This window comes from Kribbella pittospori (genome assembly GCF_004331465.1).
GTDB classification, from domain to species: Bacteria; Actinomycetota; Actinomycetes; order Propionibacteriales; family Kribbellaceae; genus Kribbella; species Kribbella pittospori.
In genome coordinates, this window is the sequence record NZ_SJKB01000010.1 from 79,773 (window position 1) to 102,975 (window position 23,203).

Consider the following 23,203-nt stretch of genomic DNA (forward strand, 5'->3'; position numbering starts at 1 on the left):
GTACGCCGCCATGCGAATGCTGAGCCCTCGATGCGGAGGACTCTAGCGGCGTAGGCGCATGTGCTTGCAGCGAGAGGCCCCCGGTGTCGGGGGCCTCTCTTTTTGTCCCAGCTGCCTGCACATCCCTTGGAGAGATTCGATGTACCCGATCACCTATGTCACCGACTGTTTCGGCGGCAACGCCCGCGCCAGACTCAGCACCCGGATCGGCGCCCTGTTCGGCCAGTCGCCGACGATCGTGGCCGCCGACGGGCCCGATCCGGAGTCGTTCGCCGCACTCACCCTGCTCGACTGTCTGAGATCGACCGAGTCGTTGGGGGAGGACGGCCATCCGACCATCACGCTCGTCAACATCGCACCCCGCGACGGCGAGTGGCCCAACGGCGCCCCGTTCTGCTTCTTCACCTACGGCAAGCATCTGGTCGCGAGCACCTTCGACGCGCGCACGCTGTCCCTGGTACGCCGTGAGCTCGGGATCGACCGGGTTCACGTGACGGACATCCGCGAGGTCGTCGAGGCGGCGCGCGAGTGGGCGTCGTTCAGCGCCGATGAGCTCGACAGGATCGTCGACACCCAGTTCCGCAGCCTGTGGTACCTGCCACTGCTCGCCAAGTGGCTCGTCGATGGCCACGCCGTCCCCTCGACGCTGACCGCCGTACCCGAGCTCGACGACTCCGGACCGATCGTGGGCGTCGTCGACAACTTCGGCAACTGCAAGCTCGACTGCGGCGCCGCCGCGATCGGGTTCAGCATCGGTACGTCGATTCCGGTCGCCGGCCGGACTCAGGACGGCTCGATCACGCTGACAGAGGTCGGCTGCTACCGCCACCTGACCGACGTACCCCTCGGAGCCGCGGGTCTGATCCTCGGCAGCTCGGGCACGGACTTCGTCGAACTCGTCATCCGCGGCGGCTCGGCGGCATCCGCCTTCAACCTTCGCCCGGGCGATTCACCACTGCGCAGTACGCCGGCCGAGTACGCCGCCTGAAGTGCCAGAGGCGGGACTCGAACCCGCACGCCCGGGGGCACCGGCACCTAAAGCCGGCGTGTCTGCCGTTCCACCACTCTGGCTGGGGTGCAGCGCTGCTCCCCTCGGAAAGACATCCTAGGGGAGCAGCGTCCGGTCAGCGGCTTTGCAGGGCGTCGATGAACACCGTGCGCAGGTCGCCGGGGTTGCGGGCGACGTACGACTGGCCGCCGGTGGCCTGGGCGAGCTTGCGCAGTTCCTCGGCGTCCGCGTCCGGGCCCATACCGAGGGCGATGATGCGGACCGGGCGGGCCGGGTCGCGGAGGCCTTCCAGGGTCTGGATGGTCTTCTCCAGGGTCGGGCTGCCCGGGTCGTCGTTCTTGCCGTCGGTGAACAGCAGGATCGAGTTGACCGCGCTCGAGTCGTACTGGTTCCGGACCGCGCGAACCGCCGCGATCGCGGTGTCGTAGAGACCCGTGCCGCCGTTGGGGACCGCGTGCTGGATCTTCAGGTTGGCCAGGATCTTGGTCCGCTGGCCGGACGACAGCGGCGCGATCGGGACGAGTTCCTTGTAGTCGCCGCCGTCCGAGCCGATCCGGGTCGAGAACGTCCACAGCCCCAGCGAGGCGCTGTTCGGGAACAGCGACAGGCCGCCGCTGGCCGCCTCGATGGTCAGCTGCATCCGGGTCTTGTTGCCGACCACCTCCGCCATCGAGCCGGAGACGTCGATGACCGCCAGCGAATGGGTGGACAGCGACAGCCGGGTCCAGTTCTGCAGCGCCTTCTCGATCGCCTCGCCGGTCGGCTTGGTCAGCTGGGTGAGGTCGCCGACCCCACGGCCGCCGCTGAGCGGGCTGAACAGCGCGTCCCGGAAACCGGCCTGGTCGCGCGCCTGGCTGGAAGCGTCGGTCAGGAGCTCCGCCGCCAGCGCCTTGCCGGCGTCGCTGATCGTCTCGGCGTCGTCCTTGGCGGTGACCACCATCGGGTAGTCCAGCGTCAGCGTGCCGGTGGCCGGCATGATCGCCTTCAGCTGAGCGTCCGGGTGCTCGTCCTGGTACTTCACGAAGCTCTGCTCCGACGCCGGTACGACGACCTTGCTGCCGTCCTGGTCAGCCCTGCCGAACAGTGCGTTCACGTCGGTGTACGGCTTGGCCATCGAACCGAGCCGCTGCGCGAGCGGCACGATGACCTGCGACACCTGGGTGTCGGAGGCAGAGGTCTTCTGCCGCTCTGACTGCACCGCGAGCAGCGCGAGCGCGCCGGGCGAGGTGTTCAGCGGGTCCAGCAGGGCCGGATCCGCGGCGCCGAGAGCGCGCAGCCAGGACGACGTGTCGGCGAAGTTGGCGCTCCGTCCGACCAGCACCAGCGGCGAGGTCGCGACGGACGGTACGGCGATGCTCGGGACGCTCTGGCCGTCGTCGGCCTGGGCCACCCACAGGGACGAGTCCGGCACCCACAGGTCGGGCCGGTTGTCGCTGCCGCTGGCGATGTCCCGGGCCACCTTGGCCGAGGGAGCCCCGCTGATGGTGAACTGCAGACACGGAGTTCCGTCGTCGCCGCCCTTGCCGGCCAGCGACTTGGCCGCGGCCTCCAGCGAGGGCTGCATCTCGGGTGTGGTGCTCAACGAGACCTGCGTCGGGTCGTCACACGACTTCCCGCCGAGGAACCCGTCGGCGCCCGACTGCGACCCGAAGGAGCGGACCACAAAGACGGCGCCCAACGACACCACCAATAGCCCGACCGCAGTGATGTACACCGAACGACGGTTGTTGTTACTTCGCGTCACCGCAGAGGAATGTTTTCCCATCGCGGCAGGTCCCTCCCTCCCAGAGGCTGACTGCGCGCGCAGATTACCCGCTTTCGGCTGGTCAGGGCCAAGGTCGGAGTACTTCTTGACACACCCGGGGGTGGACCGCAACCGAACGCCGGTGGTCCTGGGAGTACCGCTCTTTCGCAAGAACCCTCAAAAAGTCACCGACGGTAGTGCTGTCACTCCGATCCGGTGAGATCCTGGTGTGATCCAAATCACACCAGAGTCTCTCCTCAAACGACCGTTCCATGGACCATCGCCATGAAACGGTCGAAGGTTTCCCTGCGCGGAGTGGTCTGGACCGGCCCGGATCAGAGGCCGAGATCGCGGCGGAGCTTGGCGACGTGACCGGTCGCCTTGACGTTGTACTGCGCCACCGAGACCTTGCCCTCGGGGTCCACCACGAAGGTGGAGCGGATCACGCCGGTGACCTTCTTGCCGTACATCGTCTTCTCGCCGAAGGCGCCGTACGCGGTCAGCACCTGCTTGTCCGGGTCGCTCAGCAGCGGGAAGGTCACGCCGTCGCGCTCGCGGAACTTGGCCAGCTTCGCGGGCTTGTCCGGTGAGATGCCGAGTACGGCGTACCCGGCGGCCTGCAGCGAGTCCAGGGAGTCGCGGAAGTCGCAGGCCTGCTTGGTGCAGCCGGGCGTCATCGCGGCCGGGTAGAAGTAGACGATCACGTTCTTCCCGCGCAGGTCCTTCAGCGCGACCTCGTTGCCATCGGCATCGGGCAGGGTGAAGTCAGGTGCGACATCGCCGACGGACAGACGTTCGGACATCAGGCCCTCCAGGGGAACGGGGTGAACTGCTGGCAATCGTACGTGCGCGGGGCGCCTGAGTGGCGACTTGCGCGGGCAGGGGCCGCAGGGTGGAGTGTGCGCATGCGGGCCATGACAGTCACACCGGGGAAAGCCGACTCTGCCAAGCTCGGAGAGGTCGGGGATCCGCCCGGCTCCGACGGTTCGGTGCTGGTCGAGGGGCTGCTCACCGGCATCTGCGGGACGGACATCGAGCTGGTCTCCGGAGCGTTCGGTAGCGGGCGGCCGGGCGCGGATCACCTGGTGATCGGCCATGAGTCGCTGGGGCGGGTGCTGGAGGCTCCGGCGGGTTCTGGCTTTGCCACAGGCGATCTGGTGGCCGGTGTGGTTCGCCGCCCAGACCCGGAGCCCTGTCCGGCGTGTGCGCGCGGTGAGTGGGACTTCTGCCGCAACGGCCTGTACACCGAGCGCGGCATCAAGGAGATGGACGGGTACGGCGCCGAGCGGTGGCGGGTCGACCCGTTCTTCGCCGTACCGATCCCGGCCGAGCTTGGGCACCTCGGCGTACTCGTGGAGCCGGCCAGTGTGATCACCAAGGCCTGGGAGCAGGTCGATCTGGCGGGCCGGCGGTCCTGGTTCGGGCCGCAACACGTGCTGGTCACCGGGGCCGGTCCGATCGGACTGTTGTCCGCCCTGATCGCGACACAGCGCGGGTACGACGTCCATGTCCTGGACCGGATGTCGGACGGGCCGAAACCGGAGCTGGTGCGAGCACTCGGTGGTACCTATCTGACCGACCTCGCCGAGCTGAGCGTCGTACCGGACGTGGTGATCGAGGCGACCGGGGTCGGGCAGGTGGTGTTCGACTGCGCGAAGCTGCTGGCGCCGGCCGGTGTGATGTGCCTGATCGGGATCTCGCCCGGTCTCGCGTCGATCGACGTACAGCTGGATGCTCTGATCCGGCAGTTGGTGGTCCGCAACGCCGCACTGGTGGGTTCGGTGAACGCGGGCAAGCGGCACTACGCGGATGCCGTCGACGTGCTGCTCGCCGCGGACCGGAGCTGGCTGGAGCGGCTGATCACCCGGACCGTGCCGCTGTCCGACTGGCCGAGCGCGCTGGTCCGCGAGGCGGATGACATCAAGGTGGTCGTGGACTTGCAGGCGTGACCTGCGAGGATGGGAGGTACGCAGGGCAGGCCCGGCCATCCCGGGGCTGGCCCGTCGAATGAAGGGAGCGCCGACAGGTGTCGGACACGAAGGCGAAGGCTCGGACTGCCGAGCAGATCGAGGCGGACATCGCCGCCACCCGGGCGCGGTTGGCCTCCACCGTGGACGAGTTGGTCGACCGGGCGCACCCGAAGAACCTGGCCAAGCGCCAGGTCGAGCAGGCGAAGGCGCAGGTCTTCGACGAGCGTGGCCAGTTGCGGACCCAGAAGATCGTCGCGGTCGGTGGTGCCGCGGTCGGCGTACTCGCCGTCCTGCTGCTGATCCGGCGGCTGGTGGGTCGCCGGTGACTCCTCGCAAGAAGCTCTCCGACGACAAGCTGCCGATCCGGATGCTGCACGACCGGGTCCTGGTCTCCCTCGAGCAGGAGGGCGAGCGCAAGTCGTCGGCCGGCATCCTGATCCCGGCCACCGCGCAGATGGGCCGCCGGCTCGCCTGGGCGAAGGTGGTCGCCATCGGAGCGAACGTCCGCACCGTCGAGGTCGACGACCGGGTCCTGTTCGACCCGGAGGACCGGGCCGAGGTCGAGGTCCGCGGTGACGACTACATCCTGCTGCGCGAGCGCGATCTGCACGCGGTCGCGGCCGGCCGTCTGGAGGACGGTCAGACCGGCCTCTACCTCTAGTGTCTGGACACTAAGGCAGGCGGTAGAGCCGACGGGCGTTGTCACGACCCCACAGAGTGGCTACGCGTACGGCGTCCTCGGCGGACCAGTCGTCCTGCTCGACGAAGCCGCCGAGCACCGACGTGACGGCCCGCCGCCACAGGGCTGCGCCGAGGTAATGCAGCTCTGCCGGGCCGAACGCGTCCGAGGAATAGAGCAGCTTGCCGAAGGGCGCCAGCTCCAGTCCTTCGGCGATCACAGCGGCCGCTCGCGCGCCGACGTACATGGTGGTCAGGCCAAGGTCGAAGTAGACGTGGGGGAAGACGTGTGCGAGGTATCCGGCCTCGCGGTGGAACGGGTAGCAATGCAGCAGGGCGACTTGCGTGCCGAGTGGCTCCACCTGGCGCAGCCACTCGGTCAGCAGTAGTGGGTCGGCGGTGCGCAGGTTCAGGTCGGTGTCGCCGAAGCCGACGTGCAGTTGCAGTGGCAGACCGCGGCGTGCACCGATCCAGAGCAGCCAGCGCAGGAGCACTGGGTCAGTGACGCGGTCAGCACCGGCGGAGTACCAGCGGTCGAGTGCCGCCAACACCTCTTTGGCGCTTGGCTCGGTCGGGTCGAAGTCGAACCCGTGCCGATACGCGACGATGCTCTTCAACCCCACAGCACCAGCAGTCCGCTCCTCCAGTCGTCGCAGCAACGCATCCGGAACGGCAGACACGGTGGATTCGTGTGCGGCGACGTACTCGAGCTCGGACTCCAGCCGGACCACCTCATGTGCACGCGCGCCGCTCAACGCCGCCAACTCGTCCACACCGGTCACCGCGTCGGCCTGGTAGCCCGTGTCGACGAGGTAGTCGCTGACACCTGCGGCGTTGAGGAGCAGGGTATTCGGGTCCTGCTGCGCTCGGGCCGCGAGGTAGTCGTCCGGCGACGCGTGCGGCTCCAGTCCGAGCAGTGGAGCGCAGTACCGGCGGATCGCCAGGCCCAGTTGGGAATCGAACGTCGACAGCCATGGCGGGACCGGCCGGTCCGACTCGGTGATCAGCTGCTCGAAGGCGGTCCGGTCGAGCTCGCCCTTGACCGCGCCGTGGACGTGGTGGTCCACCAGCGACAGCTCAGCGACGTGGTCAGCGAAGGACATTGTGGCTCGCCATCCGGAACCGTGACGGTACGGCGGTCGCACCGGTCACCAGGCCGCGCACGAACTCACCGACCAGCGGTACGAACTTGCAGCCCTGCCCGCTGAACCCGACGGCGACCGTGATCGGTCCGGCCCGGTCGATGACGAACGTGTCCGACGCAGTGTTGTCGTAGAGGCAGCTGATCGTCGTGGACCGCGCTGTGTCGAGTCCTGGGTACCAGTGCTCGACGTGCCGGATCAGCTCGGCGTCCCGCGTGGGCTCCGGCTTGAAGTCCCTCGTGTCGGGGTCGACCACTGGACCGGAACCGTGTAGCCCGACCTTCACTCCAGTTCCGGGCTCGAACAGCCCGTAGCTGTTGCCGTTGTGGTTGAGGAAGCTCGGCCAGTCCAAGCCATCCGTTGTCGGTGCGAAGAACCGCGGCTGCTCCTGCGTGCAAGTGATCGGTGGCAACGGCGCCAGCCCGGTCAGCAACCTCGGAGTCCACGGACCGGCCGTCACCACGACGTGCTGCGCCCGCACCGCCCCACCTGGCACGTCGAGCTCCACGAAGCCGTCGTGGACGCGCAGAGCGTGCACCGGTGACTGCACGCGGAACTCTGCGCCGTGCCGGCTGGCGATCGTCTGCAGTGCCTTGACGGTGCGGTCGGCGTACAAGCGTCCGGAGCCCGGCTGGTGCAGGACCGGTGTCTCGAAGCGGAACCCGGGCCAGCGTTCGGCCGCCGCCTCCGCCGCCAGCACCTCGCCGGTTGCCGCATGCAACGACCGGAACGCCTCGACGGTCGCGTCGTCCACGCCGAAGTCGATCCCTCCGGTGACCTCGAACAGCGTCTCGCCGGACTCCGCCTCCAGCTCACGCCAGAGCGGCCGCGCCTGCTCCGTCAGCCGCGCAAGATCGACGTCGTCGGCAGCCGGCCGGAACAGCCGCGTACCACCGTGCGACCCGCCGCGGTCGTGCCCGAGCGTGAACTGCTCCAGTACGACGACCTCCCGCCCGTCCGCCGCCAACGCCCGGGCCGCCGCCGACCCCATCGCCCCGGCCCCCACCACCGCCACGTCGTACGTCATCCCTCACCCCTCCAACCGGCGTCCTTCGTCCGGTTGGGTCCCATCTTCCTAGTGTCCTGTGTCGGAGATCGACACAGGACACTAGAAGCTGTTGGGACCGAAGCGGAAGACGGCGAGCAGGACGGCCAGGATCAGCACGACCACATTGATCGGGAGCACCCTCGTCTCTTTGCGGCGGGTGTGGGTGATGATCGCGCCGACCATGATCACGGCCAGGCCGAGCGCCGCCAGCGGGACCAGGATCGGTGCGATGTCGAGGGCGCCGGGCAGGATCAGGCCGAGCGCACCGAGCACCTCGGCGGTGCCGATGAGCTTCAGTGTTCCGGGCGAGAAGTCCTCGACCCACTGCATGTTCGGATTCGCGAGCAGCTTGCGGCGCGACTGGCTCAGCTTGTTCGCGCCGGCGGCCAGGAAGAAGGCGGCCAGAACCCCTGCGACGATCCACAGAAAGACGTTCATGTCCCACTCTCAGTGATGAGTTGACGTTTCAACCCAAAGCTAGCGCGGGTGACTTGAAGCGTCAACTAAGGCCGTAGACTGGTGCCATGGGGAGTGAGACGCGGTGGCTGGAGAACGATGAGCTAGCGGCCTGGAAGTCGTTGTCCACGCTGCTGTTCAAATTGCCGGGTGTGCTCGACTACCAGCTCCAGCGGGACTCGGCGCTGAGTCATTTCGAGTACCTCGTGCTCGCGGGGCTGTCGGAGTCGCCGGGGCGGTCCCTGCGGATGAGCGATCTGGCCGGGTTCGCCAACGGCTCGCTGTCCCGGCTGTCGCATGTCGTGAAGCGGCTGGAGCAGCGGGGCTTCGTGACCCGTCGCCCGGCCGAGGACGACGGCCGGATCACGGTGGCGACCATCACCGACGCCGGGTACGACGTCCTGGTCGCGGCGGCTCCCGGTCACGTTGCGACGGTCCGCGAGTACGTCGTCGACACGCTCACGCCGGCGCAGCTCGCCGAGCTCAAGACGATCGCCGACCAGATCCTCGCGAAGGTGGACCCGAGCAAGGCCTGCTGAAAATCCCTTGCCAGGAAGCGAACGGTCGTGCTTTTATCGTCGAGTGGGCAAGGGTGAGGAGACCCGCTCCGCAGTGCTGGACGAGGCTGCGCGTGTGGTCAGTGCAAGCGGCTTGAGCGGTCTGACGATCGGCCTGCTGGCCGATCGGATGCAGCTGTCCAAGAGCGGCCTGTTCGCCCACTTCCGATCCAAGGAGCAGTTGCAGGTCGCGGTGGTCGAGCGAGCGGTGGAGTTGTACGCCGAGCGCGTCATCCGACCGGCGCTCAAGGCTCCGCGTGGTGAGCCGCGGTTGCGGGCGCTGTTCGACCGCAAGCTCCGCTGGGACGACGGTGATCTCGCGCTTCCGGGTGGTTGCTTCTTCGCCAGCGTGTCAGCCGAGCTGGACGACGCTCCGGCTGGCCCGGTCCGCGATCTCGTGGTCAGCGCCGAGCGCGACCATGCCGAGCTGCTCGCGAACGTCTTCCGGACCGGCATCTCCGAGGGACATTTCCGCGAGGACGCGGACCCGGAGCAGTACGCATACGACATCCGGGGCGTTCTGCTCTCCTACCACCACGCCAGCCGGCTCCTGGCCGACCCCAAGGCCGAGGACCGAGCGCGCACCGCCTTCGAGGCGCTCCTCCGGGCCGCCCGATCCGATGTTGTGGAGTGAGTTGTCGTGGCCAAGAAAAGCACGAACGTTCGGTTGCTGAATCTCGTCTTCGGGCTGTCCGAGCGCCTCGCGCCACCGATTGGCACGGCGTTGCTCAACCGGATCTGGTTCAGCATCCCCGCCGTACCGGAGAAGGCGCGGCGGCCGCGGGGCGAGTTGCCAACGCCGACGCCGTTCGAGGTCGGGACACTCCGCGGGCGGTCGTACGGCGAGGGGCCGGCGATCTACCTCGTCCACGGCTGGGGTGGGTGGGGCCTGCAGTTGGCGGCGTACATCCAGCCGCTGGTCGACCAAGGCTTCCGAGTCGTCACGTACGACGCACCGAGCCACGGCGACTCAGGCCCCGGGCCAGAGGGCAGGTCCGCGTCGACGCTCCTCGAGATCGCCGACGCGCTCACCGCGGTCGTTGCCGCGCAGGGACCGGCGTACGGCGTGATCGCGCACTCTGCCGGTGCGACGTCCACTGCCCTCGCGCTGCGGGACGGGCTGGAGGTGGAGCGGCTTGTGTTCGTGGCGGCCGCGACCGACTTCGTCGTGACACTTGATCAAATGCAAGCGGCCCTCGGCTTCGGTCCGCGGATCCGGCGTGGGTTCGAGCGGAGGTTCGAGACGCGCTTCGGTCCGATGAGCTCGTTCCAGATGGGCGCGATCGTCGCCGAGATCGCTGCCGGCCGGGCGCTGCCGCCATTGCTCCTGATCCACGATCGCTCCGACGCGGAGACGCGGTACCAGGGCAGCGCCGACCTGGTCGGCGATTGGCCGGGCGCGCGGCTGGAGACCTCCGAGGGACTCGGGCATCGGCGGGTGCTGCGGGACCCGGACCTGGTGAAGCAGGCGGTCGGGTTTCTCGCGGAGCGGGCGCCCGGCGGCGGCGCGGGCGGTGGGCGAGAGATGATGTGGGAGTGATCTTCGAGACCTCCAGCCGGCTGCCGGACTTCCCATGGGACAAGCTCGCCCCCTACAAGCAGAAGGCGGCCGAGCATCCCGACGGCATCGTCGACCTGTCCATCGGCAGCCCGGTGGACCCGGTGCCGGACCTGGTGAAGAAGGCGCTCGCGGACGCGGCCGACGCCCCGTCGTACCCGACCACCATCGGTACGTCGACCGCGCGGCAGGCTGCGGTGGACTGGATGACGCGCCGTCTCGATGTCACCGGAGTGGACCCGCAGACCGGCGTACTGCCCGTGATCGGCACCAAGGAGCTGATCATGCTGCTGCCGACACTGCTCGGCATCGGTGCTGGCGACACCGTCCTCATCCCGGACCTCGCCTACCCGACGTACGAGGCCGGCGCTGCGCTGGCCCGCGCGACCAGCGTGCCGGTCAGCGATCCGACGACGTACGACGGACCGGTGCGGGTCGCGTACCTGAACTCGCCGCGGAACCCGACCGGTGAGATCACCTCCGCCGACGACCTGCGCCGGGCGGTCGAGTGGGCGCGGGCGAACGACGTACTGCTGGTCAGCGACGAGTGCTACCTCGAGTTCGGCTGGGACGAGCGGCCGCTGTCCGTGCTGCACCCGGACGTGTGCGGTGGCAGCTTCGACAACCTGCTGGCGGTGCACTCGCTGTCCAAGCGGTCCAACCTGGCCGGGTACCGCGGCGGCTTCGTGGCCGGTGACGAGACGGTGGTGTCCGAACTGCTTGCCGTACGCAAGCACGCCGGGCTGATGGTGCCGTCGCCGATCCAGGCTGCGATGGCGGCTGCCTTTGCCGACGACGTGCATGTGGACGAGCAGCGGGCTCGTTACCTGCGGCGCCGGTCCGTGCTGCGGGATGCGCTGACCGATGCGGGCTGGGCGATCACGCTGTCCAACGGTGGGCTGTACCTGTGGGCCGAGCACCCGTTGTACGACGCCTATGGGTCGGTCGGAGCGCTCGCGGACCGCGGCATTCTGGTTGCGCCGGGCGCCTTTTACGGTACGGCGGGGGAGCGGAATGTGCGGGTGGCACTGACCGGCACGGACGAGCGGATCGACGCCGCGGTGAAGAGACTCCAGGAATAACAGAACTTCCACGTCTTGTGCGACGTCCTCTTCAATGGGTAGATGATTCCCTGGGGAGGGGACGTGCACATGAAGATGTGGCGATCTGTCGGGGTGGCGGGGACTGCTGTCGTGCTGGTGCTGGGGTTGCTCCCGGCCGGAGCGCAGGCGGCCGACGAGCCTACGCCTGAGGTGGCGGCAACGACTCCTGCGGTCACGCCGCCGCCTGAAGCATTACCTGAGACGCCTCCGCCGGTTGAGAAGCCGGTTGAGACTCCGCCGCCGAGTGAGCCGCCGTCGTCGGCTGCCTTGGAGGAGCCGACGCCTACGCCGACTCCCAGGCCCGCCGCGGCGCCGGAGTGGTCGATCACGCTGAACCAGCCGGCTGCCTCGTGGGAGGACCGGCCCGTGGTGTTCACCGGCGCGATCAGCAAGCCGATCACCGGTTCCTACATCACACTGTGGCAGAGCGTCTCGGGCTCTTGGGTCCTGCGTGGCGCGACCCGGACCACGACCGGCGGGGTCTACAAGTTCAGCTTCACCTCGCCGTACCCAGGGACCTGGGCGTTCCGCACCATCATCGGGGCGAAGGACACCACGTCGCTGGCGATCTCGGCGGCCCGGTCCGTGCCGATCCAGGACCGCAAGATCGTGGTCAACACACCAGCCCCTTGGTACGCGACGCTGACCGGCGCGTCCGTCAGCGGGCGGACTTGGCCGGCCGAGCCGCACAAGGAACTCGGGGTGCAGCAGTACGTCGGTGGCAAGTGGCTCGCACTGGGCATCACCAAGACGGACGGGTGGGGCAAATACCTCTTCCGCGTGCCGGACAACGTGCCGGCGACCAGGACCGTGCGGGTGCTGAGCCGTTGGGTCAGCCAGCCCGCGATGGAGTACTCCGCCTCGGTCAAGATCGTGGTCAAGGCGCACATGAACCCGAAGGTCTACACAGTCACCGCTGCCTCGGTGCCGAACACCTATCGGGCCGGCTGTCCGGTCCGGCCGTCGTCGTTGCGGCTGCTTCAGCTGAACTACTGGGGCTTCGACCACACGGTGCACCGCGGTGAGCTGATCGTCCGGGATGCCGCCGTACAGAAGATGATCACGGCCTGGACGGCGACGTTCGCGGCCAAGTTCCCGATCCGGCAGATGCGGCGGGTGGACCGGTTCGGCGGCAGCGACATCAAGTCGATGGCGGCCGACAACACCTCAGCCTTCAACTGCCGCCGCGTCACCGGCAACCCGTACGCGCTGTCGCCGCACTCCTACGGCTGGGCGATCGACATCAACACCGTAGAGAACCCTTATCTAGCGGCCAACAACGTCTGGTACCCGTCCAACGGGACCGCGTACCGCAACCGCTCGGTGTCACGCCCAGGCATGCTCTACGCCACCAGCACCCCAACCAAGTCCCTGATCGCCCAGGGCTACTTCTGGGGCGCCCGCTGGACCAAACCCGACTACCAACACTTCGAACCCAAGTGAGAACTCTGACTGGTGCCGCGGCACTAGGCGCTCCCGCGCTGCGAGCTGCTGCCGCGGTGCGGGCTGGTGCTGAGGTGCTGGTTCGTGCTGCGGTGCTCGGTGGTGCGGGGGTGCTGGCTGGTCGTGCGGTGCGGGCTGGTGCTGTGGTGGTAGCTGGTCGTGCGGTGTTCGGTGGTGCCGGGGTGCTGGCTGGTCGTGCGGTGTTCGGTGGTGCCGGGGTGCTGGCTGGTCGTGCGGTGCGGGCTGGTGCTGTGGTGGTAGCTGCTCGTGCGGTGTTCGGTGGTGCGGGGGTGCTGGCTGGTCGTGGGGTGCGGGCTGGTGCTGCGGTGCTGGCTGGTCGTGCGGTGTTCGGTGGTGCTGTGGTGTTTGCTGTGGTGCTGGTGGGTTGCAGTGCTGACCCGCCGCAGCCGCAGGCTGCTGGGACGCCGCCTGCCAGCACTCCCGCACCTACGCCTCCGCCAACGGGCGGTGGCACGGTGCCGGTGCCTACCAACACCCTGAGCACGGTCAAGCCAACGGATGCCGCCGTACCGCCGGAGCTACCGGAGGAGGCGACCGCACCCCCACCCGCCTCGGCCGGTCCGCTCAGCGCTCGCAACCTCCCGGCGCCTACCAAGCTCGGGGCCGGCTGGAAGACGTACGTCGACCCTGGTGGTTCCGAGGCTGGGTTCCTCGGCAACAAGACCTGGACCCGCCAGCGCGAGCCACACCAGGCCGCCTTCGAGGCACTCCCGGCCGGCTGTGCCGGTCAACTGCCTTCTAGTTCGCTCCCGGTCCCGCAGTACGCCCTCCAAGCGACATACCGCACCGCCGCCGGCCTGCCCGCCACCGCTCTGCTCCTACGCTTCAACGGGGCCCAGGAGGCTGCCGCCTACTACAACGGCTACCACTCCCGCATGACCGCCTGCGGCACCGGCGGCGACCTCTCCGTCACCCAACTCTGGACCGAGGACACCGCCACAGCAGCCACCCGCCAGTACGCCGGCGCAGAGTCCTACACCGACATCTCAGTAGTCCAAGGCCGCACAGTCGCCCTCCTGGCCGCCACCGCCACCACCCCACCCCCCTCCCAATCCACCTGGTCCCGCACCGCCACCCCCGCCCTCAAATCCACAATCGACACCCCCTAACCCACCCCAGCAACCCGCTGTCCCCACCCCCTCCCCACGCCGACTGCAATCACCCCGCCTCCACCCCAGCACCTGCACCTCCAGCGCACTCACGCCCAACGCTCCACCTCACCGCCTCCAGCGGTTCACCGCCCCGCGTGCACCTCCAGCGCGTCACCCCAGCCCTGCACCTCCAACCCCCACGCCCCAGCGCCACACGCCCAGCGCCCACACCCCGAGCGCCCCCCACCGCCCGTCGCGTCCTGCGCCCATCGCCTCCACCTCATCGCCTCCGCCCCAACGCTCCACCTCGCCGCCTCCAGCGGTTCACCGCCCCGCGTGCACCTCCAGCGCGTCACCCCAGCCCTGCACCTCCAGCTCCCACGCCCCAGCGCCACACGCCCCAGCGCCCTCACCGCCCGTCGCGTCCTGCGCCCATCGCCTCCACCTCATCGCCTCCACCTCATCGCCTCCGCCCCCAACGGTCCACCTCGCCGCCTCCAGCTCACCGCACTTCAGGCACTCCCACTCCCGACACCGCAGGCGCCCTATTCGTCTGGCATCTGCAACAGAAGCCCGTCAACCTCCGGCGCAGGAGTGCCATGCACGCCACCAACTGCAACGGAAGCCCCCTCAACTCCGGCGCCGGAGGCGCCATCTACGCCCACCAACTGGAACGGAAGTTGTATTACCTTTCAGTATTTGTTGTTTTACACTCGCGGTATGGGTGACTTCGACCGGTATGCCCGCCTGACCGCGGGTCTCGACGCGCCGCTCGCGGTGGTCGACCTCGCCGCGTTCCGCCGGAACGCGGACGACCTGGTCCGCCGTGCCGCAGGTACGCCGATCCGGATCGCGTCCAAGTCGGTCCGATGCCGCGCGCTGATCTCCGCCGCGCTCGAGCGCCCCGGCTTCCACGGCGTGATGAGCTACGCACTCCCGGAAGCCCTCTGGCTGGCGCACAACGGCATCGACGACATCCTGATCGGCTACCCGACCGTGCATCGCACGGCTCTGCGCACCCTGTCCGAAGACCCCGAGGCCGCAGCCCGGATCACGCTGATGATCGACTCACCCGAGCACCTCGCCTTCATCAAGTCCGCCGCGACCGGCAACGCCCGCATCCAGGTCTGCCTAGACGTCGACGCCTCGCTGCGCATCTTCGGCCAGCACCTCGGCGTACGTCGTTCGCCCCTCCGCACTCCCGCCGACGTCGCTGCCCTTGCCCGCACGGTTGCCGCCGACGACGCCTTCGAACTCACCGGCGTGATGTTCTACGAGGCGCAGATCGCCGGCCTGCCCGACACCTCCCCAGCCGTCCGCTGGGTCAAGCGCCGCTCGGCCGCCGAGCTCGCCGACCGCCGCGGCGCCGTCGTCGACGCCGTCAAGCAGATCGCTCCGCTGCGCCTCGTCAACAGCGGCGGCACCGGTAGCGTCGAGATCAGCAGCGCCGACCCTGTCGTCACCGAGGTCACCGCCGGCTCAGGCCTCTACGGCCCGACCCTCTTCGACAAGTACGACGTCTTCAAACCCGAGCACGCGGTCGCCTACACCCTCGACGTCGTACGTCGTCCTGCTCCGCGATTCGCCACGCTCTTCGGCGGCGGCTACGTCGCCTCCGGACCAGCCAAGAAGTCGCGGCTGCCATCGCCGACCTGGCCGGCCGGGCTGAAACTGTTGGGCACAGAAGGTGCCGGAGAAGTGCAGACTCCGGTCCTTGGCAGGGCCGCCGAAGGGTTGCATCTTGGAGACCGGGTCTGGATGCGCTACGCGAAGGCGGGCGAAATGCTGGAGCGGTTCGAGGTCGTGCACGCGATCGACGGTGACGAGTTGAGCGAGCTCGTCACGTACCGGGGCGAGGGGAAGAACTTCGGATGAGCACCTGGCGGAACTGGGCCGGCACCGAGTCGGCCACCGGGGTGGAGATCCTCCGGCCGTCCTCGACCGACGAGCTCGCCGCGATGGTGAAGTCCGCCGCCAAGCAGGGCAAGAAGCTCAAGGCCGTGGGCGCTGGTCACTCGTTCACCGGCTGCTCCGTGCCCGAGCAGGTGATGATTCGGATGGACAAGCTGTCCTCGATCGTCAACGCAGACAAGGAATCCGGGCGCGTCACCGTCGGCGCCGGCACCGGCCTACACAAGCTGAACGCCGGCCTTGCCGCCTTCGACCTCGCGATGGCGAACCTCGGTGACATCGACAAGCAGACCATCTCCGGCGCCATCTCCACCGGCACTCACGGCACCGGTACGCGCCTCGGCGGCCTCGCCACCCAGGTCGTCGCGCTCGACCTCGTCACCGCGGACGGGTCAGTGCTGCACTGTTCGGCCGAGGAGAATCCGGACGTCTTCGCCGCGGCCCGTGTCTCGGTCGGCGCGCTCGGCGTGATCAGCTCACTCACGCTGCAGACCGTGCCGGCGTTCCTGCTGCGTGCGCAGGAGATGCCGTTGCCGCTCACCGAGGTCCTGGACGGCTTCGATGAGCTTGCCGATGGCAACGATCACTTCGAGTTCTACTGGTTCCCGCACACCGACCTCGCGCTGACCAAGCGGAACAACCGGGTCGCCACCGGCGTCGGCGCGTCCCCGGTCGGCCGGGTCCGCGGCTGGATCGACGACGAACTCCTGTCCAACAAGGTTTTCGAGCTCACCAACCGCGTCGCGGTCAAGCAGCCCGGCCTGGTTCCGCGCATCAACCGGATCGCGTCCCGCGCGTTGTCGGCCCGCGAGTACGTCGACGCGTCGTACAAGGTGTTCTGTTCCGAGCGCAACGTGGTCTTCCGCGAGTCGGAGTACGCCGTACCCCGGGAGAACGTGGTCGAGGTGATCCGCCGCCTCCGCGAGTGGATCGATGCCTCGGGCGCCCGGATCCCGTTCCCGATCGAGGTCCGCGTCGCCGCCGCGGACGACATCTGGCTGTCCACCGCGTTTGGCCGCGACACGGCATACGTCGCGATCCACCAGTACCACCGCCTGGCGCACACCGCCTACTTCGGTGCCTTCGAACGCATCGTCGCCGACTACAACGGCCGCCCGCACTGGGGCAAGCTCCACACGCTCACCGCCGCGGATCTCCGCACGCGCTATCCGCACTTCGAGGACTACCTCGCCGTCCGCTCTCGTCTGGACCCGACTCACACGTTCACCAATCCCTACACCCGCCAGGTCTTCGGCTGACGGGCTCGCGCGCGAGGTGGTGTTCGAGGTGACGCGGCGCGGGTAGCCTGCGGGCATGACTGACGTGGAGGGGCTGCAGCCGGTCGACGAGGACTGGCACAAGGCGTTGGCGGTGATCGCTCACCCGGACGACATGGAGTTCGGGTCGGCGGCTGCTGTGGCGCGATGGACGGCGCAGGGGAAGGAGGTCGTGTACTGCCTCCTGACGTCCGGTGAGGCGGGGATCGACGGGATCCCGCCGGAGAAGTCCGGACCGTTGCGCGAGGCCGAACAACTCGAGTCGTCGCGGATCGTCGGCGTCTCGCAGGTCGAGTTCCTCGGCCAGCCGGACGGCACGATCGAGTACGGCGTCCCGCTCCGCCGTGTGATCGCCGAGGTGATCCGGCGGCACCAGCCGGAGATCGTGATCACGAACAACTTCCACGACACCTGGGGCGGCGACGGCAACCTCAACCAGGCCGACCACATCAACACCGGCCGCGCCACGATCGACGCCGTCCGCGACGCGGCCAACCGGTGGATCTTCCCCGACGTGGGTGAGCGCTGGGGCGGCGTACGGCAGGTCTGGGTCGCGGGCTCACCCAACGCCAAGCACGCCGTCGACACCACCGACACCTTCGACATCGGCGTCCAGTCCCTGAACGCCCACAAGGCCTACATCGAAGGCCTGAACTGGCCCCACTTCGACCCCACCGAATTCCTGGAAGGCGTCTCCCGCCCCGCCGGCACCCACCTAGGCACCCGCTACGCCACCCGCTTCGAAGTAGTCACCCCGTAGTACGAGGCGATCGAGGACTGGCGTGCCGCGATCGAGTCGTGGATTCAAGCTCACCTGGTTCGACTGGTGGCGCAGATTTCCACGACTCGGGGGCCGCCGCGCGTCAGGCTCAGGCCGCGAGGTGGTGGCGGTGGCCTCGGCTGCGGAGGTCCTGCGAGATGCGAGCGACGACTGTGGCTGGAGCATGCAGGAGATCGTGGGCTGTAATGACGCGGACCAGCCAGCCTTCGCGTTCGAGGTTCTCGCGGCGGCGGATGTCTCGCCGCCACTGTCCGATGTCGAGCAGGTGATGGCGGCCGTCGTACTCGATCGCGATTCTCAGCTCCGGGTAGCACAGATCGGGTTTCGCCAGCCAGCCACCATCGGAGTCGCGGACGATCAGTCCGATGTCTGGCTCGGGTAGCCCGGCCAGCACAAGCAGGAGGCGCAGCCGAGACTCCATCGGAGAGTCGACGCCTTGCCGGACGAGGGCGGCAGCCGTCCGCGCCAGCCGGACACCGCGTACGCCGTTCGCTGCGGTGACAGTGTCGATCAGGTGCTGAGGGTCTACGCCTGTACGGCGGACCAGGGCGTCTCCGGCCGTGACAAGCTCAGTCAGATCGCAGTACCGAGCGAGATCGAGGAACGTTCGTGCCGGTGGTGTCAGCGGCAGACCGAGTACGTTCACCGCCTGGATCTCGCGGACCTCGTGCACCCGGAGACCGCGCACGCGTGGCACGACACTGTGTGGATCGCGCCGGACGCTGACCTGCAACTCGTCGCAGGTCAGCTCAATCGCGCTCCAAAGCTCCAGCGCTGTGTGGTGACTGACCACTCCGCCAGGCACGAGTAGGAGAGCTGCCTCGGCGCGCACCCGCGACGTCAGAGCGATGTCGGCTCGAACGTACGCGGACCCCACCACGCGTCGAAAGCGCGCGCTTCGCAGGATCCCCGGCGACATTCCGGCCCTCAGCGCCTGCGCCGCCGTGAAGACCCGTTCCACCCATCCACTATCCCGGACCTCCGCCGACCGCGAACTCGGTCGTCCACAGGCGTCGCCGAGTCGTGATCCGCGTCCTCGAAACCTGTAGAAGAGGGCAAATTTCCACGACTCGGCGGAGGCAGGGCGTCCCCGGCGCGTCGGCGAGGTGCCCGGGAGGTCAGGTCTTGGGGAGGTCCAGGTGGATGGAGAGGTGGGGCGGGGTGGGCTTGGGGTTGCGGGGTTCGCGGTCGCCGGAGAGGTCTGGGCCGGGCGGGTTGCCGGGGCCGGACCAGGAGCGGACGAGGGTGCGGCCTTTGCGGGAGAGGCGGTGGAGGTCGATCTGCTCGACCTGGTTCGCCGGGATGCCTAGCTGAGCCAGGCTGCGGTTGGCCATCGCGCAGGCAGAGTCGTGCTTGCGCGGCGAGAGCTTGTGCTGGAGGACGATCGCGATCGTGCCGTCGGGCAGGTCCTCGACGCGGCACAAGCGCATGCCGGCGTCCAGGGCGTACGACCCGAGCGCCAGGTCGATGTAGTCGGCGTTGGACAGTCGATTGGTCTTTGCGCGAGCAACCACTTCATACCTGGCCATGTACCGATCATGCGTCGGCGCGCAGCGGTTTTCCAGGTACGCCGCTCGCCGGTAAAGGCAGGTGGTCGTTGGAGGCTGGGTTGGTCAGAACTGGACGACCCGGTTGGCCTCGGTGAGGACGGCGGGGGACGCCAGGGACTGCCAGCGCGGGAGCTGCTCCTGGAGGAACTGGTGGAGCTTCGGGGCCAGATCCGGAGCGTGGTCGAGGACGTCCAGTTCGTTGACGATCGTCAGGTCGACGAAGTCGCGGAGATCCGCGGTGGACAGCTCCTCCGACGTACCGGTGAAGCGGTCGGTGACCGTGCGGTGTTCGGCCAGGTCACGCCAGGTGGTTTCGCGGTCGCAGGCGCCGTACCGGTACACGATCTGCTCGGCTTCGGGGCCGATCACGGCCTCCAGGACCGGGCGTTCGTTCTGCCAGTCGAACAGGTGGGTGGGGAAACCGTCGGTCCCGTAGGCGGCGTGGGCGAGGCCGGCCAGGACGAGCGTGTCGGAGGCGCCGAGGGTGGTGAGGCGCTTGGCGACGCGGTGGAGGTGGACGTACAGGCTTCCGCCCGCGTGCTCGAGTTCGTCCGCGCCGCGGACCAGCAGGAGCGATCCCATGTCCTGAAAGGTGCTCATCTGACCCCTTCACTTCGGGAGCGGCCAGGGCCCAGGAGGATCGGCCCAGGGAATTACGGTAAGGCCTCGATCACGACCGCGCCCAGAGGTGCGGCGCGCCGGGTTCGTCACATTTTGTTGCCGGGTCTGGGAGCTGCTGCCGCTGCCGCGGCCGCCGCGGTGTCTGCGGGTAGCTGCCGTTTGGTACTTCCCACCCTTGTGCGGGTCGGCGCCTATGTGTCCGTGGCCGGACGGGTGGGAAGCACCAAACGTCAGCAGTTGTCGTCAAGCTGCATGTCGCGCAAGCGGCCGTAGCACAACCGGTCGTCGTTCAAGCCACCGTCGCTCAAGCCACCGTCGTTCAAGCGACCGTCGTTCAAGCGGTTGTTGTTGGCTGAGATCTGCGGTGGCCGGCGGGGGTCAGTCTGCGAGGTCGGCCAGGGCCTTGCGGGCGGCTTCTAGCTCGGCTTCTAGGGCGGCTACCTTGGCGGCCTGTTGTTCGCGGGCGGCTTCGATGACCTCGTCGATCGGGGTCGAGAGGTCCTCGTGCAGTTCCTTGGCGGCGCGGGAGACGGCGGCGGCTGCGACGGCGAGGTTGCGGGCCAGGTACGTGCTGCCCTGCTTGAGCTCGGCGTGCCACTCGCCGTCTGCGGTACCGGTGACGGTCAGCGTCAGCTCGAGGGTCTTGGTCTTCTTGCTCGCGGCCTTCTTCGCCGGGGCCTTCTTCGGCTTGTCCGCCTCGGGCGCGTCGGGCGTCGGGGTGGTGGGGTCGGCCGGAGCGGCGGCGTCCGTCGGGGTAAGGGTGTCGGGAGTGTCGGCGACGTCCGACGGCGCTTCTACTGCCAGAGTGTCTACAGTCATCGTTGCGGCGATCTCCTTGTGAACATCGCCCGCAGTGAGCGGGCTGGCGCTGAGCGTCTATTAGAACATACGTTCGAGACGCAAGCCAATCTGGCACCAGCAGCGGATGGTGGAGGACCTCGCTCGCCTACGCGGTGCACACGCCGTGGACCGTCATCTCTCGGAGAGTCGCCCGTTCAAGCTCTGAGCGAGGGAGGGCCAAAATCGCTGTGCCCAGTCGAACCAGGTCTCATCCCCGGGTGGCGGGGAGGGCAGAAACGAACCGGAGAGCTCGTCTGCGTCGGGGACCTCGAAGCGCTCTCTCCAGGGGTCGAGCTCCGCCTCGGCCATAGGGAACGTCTGCTCTGGCGAGTGTTTCCAGCGGTTCTGAATCCGGCTCCATTGCACCTCGCGTTCCACAGGCAGGTACACGATCTCACATGACGCTCCCACTGAAGCGGCCATCCAGCGCAGGGCGGAGCGCTCATCACGCGACCAGAATCCGAAGTCAAGAACGACGCTGAGCCGCAGGCGCAGGGCGTCGATGGCCAGTGCGACGAGTCGGCCCTCCAGCAGCCACCGTTTGCCGCCGGGCTCCTGGTGACGGTCTTCTTGGCCGAAGAGGGTGAGCGCCCAGTCGTCGGGGGTGAGCTGCAGGGCTCCGCGCTCCGCCGCCAACTCCCGCGCTCGAAGGGTCTTCCCGGACCCGGGAAGGCCAACCATCAAGAAGAGTGTGGGCGCCTGCCCGGCCTGCGTGTCTCTCACAGTCGCATGCATGTGGTCCATGGTGCCTGCGACCCACCTGCCGCGCCGAACGCAGCGCTCAGTTGGAGCGTGCAGTGGCCGATCTACCTCCAGAAGTTCTGCTGCACTCCGCACCCCGCCCCCTCGCTGTGCTCAGGGGCGGGGTGGAAACCGCGGTGATCAGTCGCCGGGCATGGCGTGTTGGCCGTCGGGCTCAGGACCGGGTTTCTGAGCGGTCTCCGGACCATTCGAGGTGGTACGTGCCTTCGCGGTCTGCTCGTTTGTAGGTGTGGGCTCCGAAGAGGTCTCGAAGGCCCTGGATGAGGGCTGCGGGCAAGCGTTCTGCTCGGAGGCCGTCGTAGTAGGAGAGAGCGGCGGAGAAGCCGGGGGCTGGTACGCCGACCTGGGCTGCGGTCGCGACGACGCGGCGCCAGGATTCCTGGCCGTTGGCGACGGCTTCCTTGAAGTAGTCGTCCACCAAGAGGGACGGGAGTGCGGGGTTGCGGTCGTATGCCTCCTTGATGCGGTCCAGGAAGCGTGCGCGGATGATGCAGCCGCCGCGCCAGATCGTTGCCATCGCGCCGAGGTCGATGTCCCAGTCGTACTGCTCGCTGGCCGCTCGGATCGCGTCGAACCCCTGCGCGTACGCCACGAGCTTCGACGAGTACAGCGCATGTCGTACGTCGTCGATGAACGCGTCCCGATCCACGTCGGCCTTCTCCGACGCCGGCCCCGGGAGTACGCCGGCCGCAGCGGACCGCCGTACGACGTCACCGGACAGAGAGCGCGCGAACACAGCCTCCGCCATGCCGCTCACCGGGATACCCAGGTCGAGCGCGGACTGCACGGTCCAGCGGCCGGTGCCCTTCTGCTCGGCCTGGTCCAGGACGATGTCCACGAACGGACCGCCGGTGGTCGGGTCGGTCTGGCTGAGTACGTCGGCGGTGATCTCGATCAGGAACGACTCGAGGTCGCCGGTGTTCCACTCCCGGAACACATCGGCCAGCTCGGACGGCGACAGTCCGAGGACGTGCCGGAGCAGGTCGTACGCCTCCGCGATCAGCTGCATGTCGGCGTACTCGATGCCGTTGTGCAGCATCTTCACGAAGTGGCCGGCGCCGTCCGGGCCGACGTGTACGCAGCAGGGCTGGTCGCCGACCTGGGCCGCGATCTTGGTCAGCATCGGCTCGAGTGCGGCGTACGACTCGACCGAACCGCCGGGCATGATGCTCGGGCCGTTCAGCGCGCCCTCCTCGCCACCGGACACGCCGCTGCCGACGAAGTGCAGGCCCTGGGCCTGTAGTGCGTCCTGCCGGCGACGGGTGTCGAGGAAGTGCGCGTTGCCGGCGTCGACGACGATGTCGCCCTCCTCGAGCAGCGGGACGAGCTCGTCGATGACCGCGTCGGTGGCCGGACCGGCCTGGACCATGATGATGATCTTGCGCGGCCGCTCCAGCGACGCGACCAGCGCGGGCAGGTCGTCCGCGGGCACGAACTCGCCCTCGTGACCGAACTCCTGGATCAGAGCGTCGGTGCGGCCCTTCGACCGGTTGTGGACGGCGACGCGGAACCCGTTGCGCGCGAGGTTCCGGGCCAGGTTGCGGCCCATCACGGCGAGGCCGGTGACGGCGATCTGGGCTGGAGCAGAACTCATCGAATCTCCCGCTGGTCAAGGTGTGTGCGACCTAGTCTGGCGCGCCC

The 23,203-nt window shown here is 68.4% G+C and carries 25 protein-coding genes and 1 tRNA gene; 13 read left to right on the top strand and 13 right to left on the bottom strand.

Going from position 1 to position 23,203, the window contains the following annotated elements; all coding sequences use genetic code 11:
* Positions 1–139: 139 nt before the first annotated feature.
* Positions 140–988: an SAM hydroxide adenosyltransferase gene (locus E0H73_RS29185; RefSeq protein WP_131361814.1), complete on the top strand. Its 849-nt coding sequence runs from the start codon at positions 140–142 to the stop codon at positions 986–988.
* 2 nt (positions 989–990) lie between these two features.
* Here the strand turns inward: E0H73_RS29185 and E0H73_RS29190 are convergent.
* The 3 genes from E0H73_RS29190 to bcp all read right to left on the bottom strand — a co-directional run bounded on the left by E0H73_RS29190 (position 991) and on the right by bcp (position 3,556).
* Positions 991–1,071, bottom strand: a tRNA-Leu gene (locus E0H73_RS29190).
* Positions 1,072–1,124: 53 nt separating this feature from the next.
* Entirely contained in the window at positions 1,125–2,723 is a 1,599-nt protein-coding gene (locus E0H73_RS29195) for a substrate-binding domain-containing protein (protein ID WP_238164353.1), read from the bottom strand.
* 365 nt (positions 2,724–3,088) lie between these two features.
* Positions 3,089–3,556, bottom strand: coding sequence for a thioredoxin-dependent thiol peroxidase (gene bcp / locus E0H73_RS29200; RefSeq protein WP_131361816.1), 468 nt, complete (start codon positions 3,554–3,556; stop codon positions 3,089–3,091).
* A gap of 111 nt (positions 3,557–3,667) precedes the next feature.
* On the opposite strand from bcp, the gene E0H73_RS29205 reads away from it, so the two are divergent.
* The 3 genes from E0H73_RS29205 (at position 3,668) to E0H73_RS29215 (ending at position 5,384) form a co-directional block, all read left to right on the top strand.
* Positions 3,668–4,702: a glucose 1-dehydrogenase gene (locus E0H73_RS29205; RefSeq protein ID WP_238164354.1), complete on the top strand. Its 1,035-nt coding sequence runs from the start codon at positions 3,668–3,670 to the stop codon at positions 4,700–4,702.
* Positions 4,703–4,779: 77 nt separating this feature from the next.
* Complete coding sequence (locus E0H73_RS29210) at positions 4,780–5,049, top strand: DUF3618 domain-containing protein (RefSeq protein WP_131361818.1); 270 nt, start codon at positions 4,780–4,782, stop codon at positions 5,047–5,049.
* The gene (locus tag E0H73_RS29215; RefSeq protein WP_272949158.1) at positions 5,046–5,384 is read left to right on the top strand and encodes a GroES family chaperonin; all 339 of its coding nucleotides are present in this window, start codon (positions 5,046–5,048) and stop codon (positions 5,382–5,384) included. Before E0H73_RS29210 ends, E0H73_RS29215 begins: the two co-directional genes overlap by 4 nt.
* Positions 5,385–5,394: 10 nt before the next feature.
* On the opposite strand, the gene E0H73_RS29220 is transcribed toward E0H73_RS29215, so the two are convergent.
* From E0H73_RS29220 to E0H73_RS29230, 3 genes are all read right to left on the bottom strand, one after another.
* The gene (locus E0H73_RS29220) at positions 5,395–6,504 is read right to left on the bottom strand and encodes an amidohydrolase family protein (protein WP_131361819.1); all 1,110 of its coding nucleotides are present in this window, start codon (positions 6,502–6,504) and stop codon (positions 5,395–5,397) included.
* Complete coding sequence (locus tag E0H73_RS29225) at positions 6,491–7,570, bottom strand: FAD-dependent oxidoreductase (RefSeq protein WP_131361820.1); 1,080 nt, start codon at positions 7,568–7,570, stop codon at positions 6,491–6,493. The genes E0H73_RS29220 and E0H73_RS29225 overlap by 14 nt, the downstream gene beginning before the upstream one ends.
* Positions 7,571–7,651: 81 nt before the next feature.
* Positions 7,652–8,029: a DoxX family protein gene (locus E0H73_RS29230; RefSeq protein ID WP_131361821.1), complete on the bottom strand. Its 378-nt coding sequence runs from the start codon at positions 8,027–8,029 to the stop codon at positions 7,652–7,654.
* Positions 8,030–8,115: 86 nt separating this feature from the next.
* Here E0H73_RS29230 and E0H73_RS29235 point away from each other — a divergent pair, with 86 nt between their 5' ends.
* The 6 genes from E0H73_RS29235 to E0H73_RS46065 all read left to right on the top strand — a co-directional run bounded on the left by E0H73_RS29235 (position 8,116) and on the right by E0H73_RS46065 (position 13,838).
* Positions 8,116–8,586: a MarR family winged helix-turn-helix transcriptional regulator gene (locus E0H73_RS29235; RefSeq protein ID WP_131361822.1), complete on the top strand. Its 471-nt coding sequence runs from the start codon at positions 8,116–8,118 to the stop codon at positions 8,584–8,586.
* Positions 8,587–8,629: 43 nt separating this feature from the next.
* Entirely contained in the window at positions 8,630–9,238 is a 609-nt protein-coding gene (locus tag E0H73_RS29240) for a TetR/AcrR family transcriptional regulator (RefSeq protein ID WP_131361823.1), read from the top strand.
* A gap of 6 nt (positions 9,239–9,244) precedes the next feature.
* Positions 9,245–10,144 carry an alpha/beta fold hydrolase gene (locus E0H73_RS29245; RefSeq protein WP_131361824.1) on the top strand — a complete coding sequence of 300 codons (900 nt, stop codon included), beginning with the start codon at positions 9,245–9,247 and terminating at the stop codon, positions 10,142–10,144.
* On the top strand, positions 10,144–11,244 hold the full coding sequence (dapC, locus tag E0H73_RS29250; protein ID WP_131362144.1) for a succinyldiaminopimelate transaminase: 1,101 nt from the start codon (positions 10,144–10,146) through the stop codon (positions 11,242–11,244). The genes E0H73_RS29245 and dapC overlap by 1 nt, the downstream gene beginning before the upstream one ends.
* Positions 11,245–11,313: 69 nt before the next feature.
* A complete protein-coding gene (locus E0H73_RS29255) occupies positions 11,314–12,708 on the top strand; it encodes a M15 family metallopeptidase (RefSeq protein ID WP_238164355.1) in 1,395 nt (464 codons plus the stop codon).
* Positions 12,705–13,838 (top strand): hypothetical protein, encoded by a 1,134-nt coding sequence (locus tag E0H73_RS46065; RefSeq protein WP_165555868.1) that lies wholly within the window; start codon positions 12,705–12,707, stop codon positions 13,836–13,838. The genes E0H73_RS29255 and E0H73_RS46065 overlap by 4 nt, the downstream gene beginning before the upstream one ends.
* 306 nt (positions 13,839–14,144) lie before the next feature.
* Here E0H73_RS46065 and E0H73_RS48055 read toward each other — a convergent pair whose 3' ends face one another.
* Complete coding sequence (locus tag E0H73_RS48055) at positions 14,145–14,270, bottom strand: hypothetical protein (protein ID WP_272949159.1); 126 nt, start codon at positions 14,268–14,270, stop codon at positions 14,145–14,147.
* A 270-nt stretch (positions 14,271–14,540) separates the two neighbouring features.
* Here E0H73_RS48055 and E0H73_RS29265 point away from each other — a divergent pair, with 270 nt between their 5' ends.
* From E0H73_RS29265 to E0H73_RS29275, 3 genes are read left to right on the top strand one after another with little or no spacing between them, the layout of a single operon-like run.
* Positions 14,541–15,695 (top strand): amino acid deaminase/aldolase, encoded by a 1,155-nt coding sequence (locus tag E0H73_RS29265; RefSeq protein ID WP_131361825.1) that lies wholly within the window; start codon positions 14,541–14,543, stop codon positions 15,693–15,695.
* Positions 15,692–16,990 carry a D-arabinono-1,4-lactone oxidase gene (locus tag E0H73_RS29270; protein ID WP_131361826.1) on the top strand — a complete coding sequence of 433 codons (1,299 nt, stop codon included), beginning with the start codon at positions 15,692–15,694 and terminating at the stop codon, positions 16,988–16,990. Before E0H73_RS29265 ends, E0H73_RS29270 begins: the two co-directional genes overlap by 4 nt.
* A 55-nt stretch (positions 16,991–17,045) precedes the next feature.
* Entirely contained in the window at positions 17,046–17,768 is a 723-nt protein-coding gene (locus E0H73_RS29275) for a PIG-L deacetylase family protein (RefSeq protein ID WP_131361827.1), read from the top strand.
* Positions 17,769–17,877: 109 nt separating this feature from the next.
* Here the strand turns inward: E0H73_RS29275 and E0H73_RS29280 are convergent, their stop codons facing one another.
* The 6 genes from E0H73_RS29280 to gndA all read right to left on the bottom strand — a co-directional run bounded on the left by E0H73_RS29280 (position 17,878) and on the right by gndA (position 23,156).
* Positions 17,878–18,750: a hypothetical protein gene (locus tag E0H73_RS29280; RefSeq protein ID WP_131361828.1), complete on the bottom strand. Its 873-nt coding sequence runs from the start codon at positions 18,748–18,750 to the stop codon at positions 17,878–17,880.
* Between the two features lie 157 nt (positions 18,751–18,907).
* Positions 18,908–19,318, bottom strand: coding sequence for a hypothetical protein (locus E0H73_RS29285; RefSeq protein ID WP_131361829.1), 411 nt, complete (start codon positions 19,316–19,318; stop codon positions 18,908–18,910).
* 84 nt (positions 19,319–19,402) lie between these two features.
* Entirely contained in the window at positions 19,403–19,939 is a 537-nt protein-coding gene (locus E0H73_RS29290) for a DUF6817 domain-containing protein (RefSeq protein WP_131361830.1), read from the bottom strand.
* 399 nt (positions 19,940–20,338) lie between these two features.
* On the bottom strand, positions 20,339–20,779 hold the full coding sequence (locus tag E0H73_RS29295) for a DUF6319 family protein (RefSeq protein ID WP_131361831.1): 441 nt from the start codon (positions 20,777–20,779) through the stop codon (positions 20,339–20,341).
* Positions 20,780–20,932: 153 nt separating this feature from the next.
* Positions 20,933–21,535, bottom strand: coding sequence for a P-loop nucleotide/nucleoside kinase family protein (locus E0H73_RS29300; protein WP_165555869.1), 603 nt, complete (start codon positions 21,533–21,535; stop codon positions 20,933–20,935).
* A 181-nt stretch (positions 21,536–21,716) separates the two neighbouring features.
* Positions 21,717–23,156, bottom strand: a complete 1,440-nt coding sequence (gene gndA / locus E0H73_RS29305; protein WP_131361832.1) for an NADP-dependent phosphogluconate dehydrogenase — start codon at positions 23,154–23,156, stop codon at positions 21,717–21,719.
* Positions 23,157–23,203: the final 47 nt, after the last annotated feature.